1 protein-coding gene is annotated in these 6,000 nt (G+C 52.7%); it reads left to right on the forward strand.

Features of this window, described 5'->3' with window-relative positions; all coding sequences use genetic code 11:
• Window positions 1-892 precede the first annotated feature (892 nt).
• Window positions 893-6,000, forward strand: a 5,108-nt coding sequence (locus QUB39_RS27830; protein ID WP_333279379.1) for a DUF4347 domain-containing protein, incomplete at its 3' end; no start/stop codon positions are given.

Raw genomic sequence — 6,000 nt, forward strand, 5'->3', positions numbered from 1 at the left:
ATTTATCTTAAACAGAAACCAGCTCGAAGACTCGTTTCTTGACAGTTTGAGAATTTGCTTGTGGGGAGCACTAATCTGTTTTTGCGATCGTAGCGAAACAGTCTCAAACCTAGATTGCTATGTCCAGACTCCAAGTCATGAATTTTTAAGAAGCTTCGTCGATACAGGGTATGCCAATTTCAATTGAATCTCATATGTTGCACCATTTTCAAGAATAGGCTTTCTGGCCTGTTCCACAACAAGTGAATTTTCTTATGGGCTGGGCAGGAGAACCCCCCATAGAATGGTTATTGAGAATGGTAAAAGATATCAGTTGAATAACACTTCGGGCACAGTCGCCATAATTATGTGACGGCTATCACTCCCTAATTAATGTGTGGTTGCTATTGTGAACAGGGCTTGCACAGCCAAACCAAAGAAACCGAGTTGTTTACCGGGAGCGAGGGCTGCAAAGAAGTCTTTTCGTCCCTCAAACCAGGTTTATACGTCTAGAAATAGTGAGTTTTATCTGCCAAGTAAAGTGCATTAGACGAGGTACAGAAAAGCTCATCAAGTAAATTCTTGAGAACTCGTGTTCTTATCTACTGCGCGAGGTAAGAGCTGTGTAACAGATACACTCGCGATCCTAAAAGAAAAAAGTCGAAGGCAAAATATCACCCGATAGAGAGATTATTGGGATTTAAACACCAAATCCTCAGTTCTTCTGCCGGCGCTATTTGCAATGCTATTAAATATCCATATAGCACTGCTTTGTGCTGAGTAAAATTGGCTTTTTGCTCTGAATCTCAGTCAAGCAGCAGAGCCTCTTACTCTGCAATTAAGCCTTTTAAATAGGTGATAATAATCATCGGGAAATGGGTATATCATCTACAATTAGTGAGACTATTTTACCATGCAAAGCATCTGCAACAAACCAATTTTTATCGCCCCAAAAATAGGTGAGTCCACCACAAGGATTGGGGGCGCAAAATCCCGAACAACAGTAACTTATCATCAGAAAAAACCAATAAAACAAGTAAAAACAGTAGGGGCAATCCCCCCGTGGTTGCCCCTGTCCCAGAAAATTCGTGGCGGCACGAGAACTGGGCATCCCCACAGAGAATTTTTGCGATCGACTGTAAGGGAAAACTCCCCGTGGTTGCCCCCTCGGACTGTAAAAAATGTACTGTTTCTCGATGCCAGAGTAGAGAACTGCGAGAGCTTGGCAAGAGGAGCAACAGCCGATACAGAGGTATTTGTACTGAACTCGACGGGGGATGGAGTCGAGCAAATTACTAGAATTTTGGCTAATTGCAGCGATTTAGACAGCCTTCAGATAGTTTCTCACGGTCGAGAAGCAGGAGTGCAGCTAGGGTCGATCGAACTCTGCAACGACAACCTACAAACCTACAGCCATTCGTTACAGCAGTGGAGAAAAGCCCTCAGCGAGAGAGGAGATATCTTGTTATTCGGGTGCAGCGTCGCAGCGGGGGAAAGCGGCGAAGCCTTCGTGCGGCAGCTAAGCTTGATGGTCGGTGCAGATATTGCAGCTTCCGACAACTTGACGGGGAGTGTGGCCCTCGGCGGCGACTGGCAATTAAAATTTGCGACAGGGGAAATAAAGGCGAGAATCGCCATTGAAAAAGAAGTCCTCGAAGCCTACCCTTACGCCCTCGGCACATTAGTTAACGAAACTTTCAAAAACTCCACAGTTAGGGGGCCTTGGATTTACGGGGGAAATGACGGGGCACTGTTCGATCCCAGCAGCAACGATCCAGCAGCCGATCAACTTATCCCCGGCATTACCGGAGGCACAGTATCCGGCGTACTTCCGGCTTTGGGCGGTGCAACTCCCGGCGATGGCGCTCTGCGATTAACTCCAGCAGTAAACCTTCGGGAAGCCTTCGTCATCTACAACAACCCCATTCCTTCAACCGACGGTCTCAGAGTCCAGTTTGATTTTTATTCTTACGGTTCAAGGGAGCAAGCTAATGCTCCGCAACCATTTATTAGCCCTCAGCCAGGGGACGGGCTGGGTTTCTTCTTGATTGACGGCACTGTTAGCCCAACAAGGACTGGGGGTTATGGCGGTTCTGTCGCTTACGCTCCACGAACGGGTATACCCGGTATTGAGGGAGGTTATTTAGGCATTGGGCTTGACGAGTTTGGCAATTTTTCAACATCCACAGAAGGGCGGTCGGGTCCTGAGCCACCCCCGATTCCCGGCTCCTCTATTGGTTCTTTCAGACCAGATTCAGTAACTGTTAGAGGAAATCAAGCAAACGATTATCGGTTTTTAACAAATGCGATCGTTCCCTTCGGCATCGATAACATTCCTACAAGCATTGACTTTAGTGGCCCTGAACCAGGCGCCAGTTTTAACTTCAGCAATACGTTCACGAGCGATCGCAATTTAGCCAAAAGATCCGTTCAAATTACACTGAATCCATCTAACGATCCGGTCAATCCCTCTCGCCTCACCGTGGCCTTCGATGCAAATTTCGACGACATCTACGAAACTACATTGATCGACATCCGCAACTTGGCCACCGAAAACGGCCGGGTACCGCCAATTTTGAAATTTGGTTTTGGCAGTTCCACAGGAAGCGCCAACAACATTCACGAACTTCAAAACCTGGTAGTTGAAACTATCAATCCTCCCAGTATCACCGCTGAGGTTGCCACTATCAAGAGCGGCCCGCAGTTCGTCAAGCCCGGAAGCAGCATTACCTACACGATTACAACTGTAAACAGGGGGCCAGCGCCCGCTACAAATGTCCTGATTCAAGACGAAATACCTTTTGAAATGCTGCGTCCGGGGGGATTGCCGCCGGTTCTCACTGCCTCCAACAATGGCACTTATGTGAACGAAACGAAAGCTGTCACCTGGCCGTTAATTCCGGTTCTCAATGCGGGTGAGACTCTGACTTACACCCTGACTATTGATTTGCCACCCGGTTTAACCAGCGGTAGCAGTTTTGCCAACGTTGCATTCAGCAATAGCTCGACTTTCGACCCCGATCTGGGCAACAACAGCGGTGTACTCGCGCCAGGGCAAATCGAGGGGCCTGGTGTAGTCTTTACCACTGTTGTCGATACAGTCGCAGATTTAGTTACTACCAAAAGTGGGCCTGTGACTACTTCGGCCGGGTCAAGCGTCGCCTACACATTGACTACGACTAACATGGGGCCAGACCCCGCTGCCAATGTGACCATCACGGACAGCATTATTCCGGGTTTAACAGGAGTCAGCGTATCGGATGGGGGGAGTTACGACCCAGTTTCCGGCATTGTCACCTTCCCAGCATTGACAACCCTGGCAAATGCAGCTACTGCGACCCGCACCGTCAGTTTCATTGCCCCAGCCACCCTTACCGCCATCAGCAACACGGCCCGGAGTAGCGCGGCGACTTTCGATCCGATCGCCACTAACAACAACGGCTGGGCGACCAACAAAGACGGCACTCCCACTAACTCTACGGTTACGACAAGTATTGCGCCCAACGCGGATCTTGTTACCACGAAAACCGGATCTACGAGTGCTACTGCCGGTAGTTCGGTCAGCTATACGATCGCCACAGTCAACTTAGGGCCGAGTCCTGCAGAAGCTGTAACCATCACTGACAGCATAGTTCCGGGGTTAACCGGAGTCACGGCATCTAACGGTGGCGTTTACGATCCAGTGACGGGGATTGTCACCTTTGCGCCCGTGGCAATAGCCCATAAGGAGACAGTCACCCGGACGATCGGCTTCACAGTGCCGCCCACCCTAACTTCCATCAGCAACACGGCCAGAAGTACCTCCATCACTCCCGACTCCACTCCTGCCAACAACAACGGTACAAACCCCAACGCCACCGTCATTACCTCGATCGAGGCTGTGGCCGATATTGTCACCCAAAAAACGGCTCCGGCCAGCATCGAGGTGGGCGACACGCTACTTTATACAATTACTACTACCAACAACGGGCCTAGTCCCGCGACCAACGTAGTCATCACCGACAGCCTAATTCCCGGCTTAACTAATGTCAGGGTGTCCGATGGCGGAACCTACAATGCTGCCACAGGGGCGATCGATTTCCCAGCGATCGCGACTTTAGCCAGCGGCAGCAGCGTCACCCGCAGCCTGACTTTTGTACCGCCGTCTACCCTGACGAGCATCACCAACATTGTCTTGAGTCGATCGGACACTTTTGACCCGGACTTGACGAATAACGACGGCTCGACAGTCGCATTGCCCGGTCAGGCGGGGGGGCGAGTCGTTACTGCGATCGAGGCAGCCCGCGCCGACTTGGTTACGTCCAAGAGCGGTCTCACATCTGCTCCTGCGGGTAGTTCCGTGACTTATACTATAACTACCGCCAACAATGGGCCGAATGCTGCTGAAAACGTAGTGATTACAGACAGCATCATTCCCGGTTTAACGGGAGTCAGCGCATCCGATAACGGCACTTACGACCCAGTGACAGGGGTTGTCACCTTCCCAACAATTCGCAGTTTGACTAGCGGCAGCAACATCAACCGCGAGGTAACAGTAGTCATTCCAGCGATCGGCACCATTAGCAATACTTCCCAGAGTCGATCGACCACTTTCGATCCCGACCCCAGCAATAACAACGGTTCCGAGTCCAGAGCCACTGTCACCACCGCCATTTTACTCGCTCCGCCTTCACCCAACAAGCTTCCGTCAGCCGACAGCAGCAATGTGGCGATCGGGCCCAACAGCGTTGTCCAAATTAGCGGGATCGGAGGCAGAGACTCAGACGGCACAGTGGTTGCATTCACCATCAGCACCCTGCCGCCGGCAAATCAAGGCATCCTGTTCTTGGGCGACCCCGCAACCGGAGGAGTCGCCGTCACGGCAGGTCAAACCCTGACAGCCGAGCAAATGACGCAGTTATTCTTCCAGTCGGCCGGCAATTTCACAGGGGCTAACTTTACCTACAGCAGCAGGGACAATCTCGGTGGCATCAGTCCTGCAGCCACCGTTTCTCTGGTCTCACTGGCGTTCAACTACCCGCCGGTACCGACAAACTTCAGCAAGACACTGGCGCCAAACAGCACAGTCAACCTCACAGGGCTCACGGCAAAAGACCTCGACGACTCGATCGAATTCTTCACTATCAACACCCTGCCGGCAGCAAATCAAGGCGTCCTATTCTTGGGCGATCCCAGCCAGGGAATCCGGGTCACGGCAGGCCAAAGACTTAGCGCAACTCAAATCAGCCAGTTATTCTTCCAAGCAACCAGCGAATTCACAGCCACCAACTTTACCTACAGCGCCACAGACAGCCGCGGCGCCATTAGTCCAGCCCCCGCTACAGCCTCCCTGCGAGGACTATTACCTCCCACCGACGGGCCACCCGTCGCCAACAACTCCAGCGTCGCTTTGTTGGTGGAAACAACCGTGAACATCCCCGGACTCGGAGGAACCGACCCAGACGGGACGGTGGTTTCCTTTACCGTAAACACCTTACCACCAGCCAATGAAGGCACGCTGTTCTTGGGTGATCCCAGCCAAGGAGTGCGGGTCACGGCAGGTCAAACCCTGACAGCCGAGCAAATTACCCAGTTGTTTTTCCAGGCGTCCGGCAATTTCACAGGGGCAAACTTCACCTACAGCGCTACAGATAACCTCGGCGCTACCAGTGCGGCAGTCGCCACTGTCTCTCTCATTCCCCTTAAGGAACCGATACCCGTGCCGACACCCGCGCCGATACCGGTGCCGACACCACCAACACCGACACCCGCACCGATACCGGTGCCGACACCACCAACACCGACACCCGCGCCGGAACCAACACCCGCGCCGATACCGGTGCCGACACCACCAACACCGACACCCGCGCCGATACCGGTGCCGACACCACCAACACCAACACCCGCAGCGGAACCAACACCCGTCCCTGCGCCGGAACCAACACCGGCGCCGGAACCAACACCGGCGCCGGAACCAACACCCGCGCCGGAACCAACACCCACACCACCAACACCAACACCACCCGTCCCTGCGCCGGAACC

This window comes from Microcoleus sp. AT8-B5 (genome assembly GCF_036705565.1).
GTDB lineage: Bacteria > Cyanobacteriota > Cyanobacteriia > Cyanobacteriales > Microcoleaceae > Microcoleus.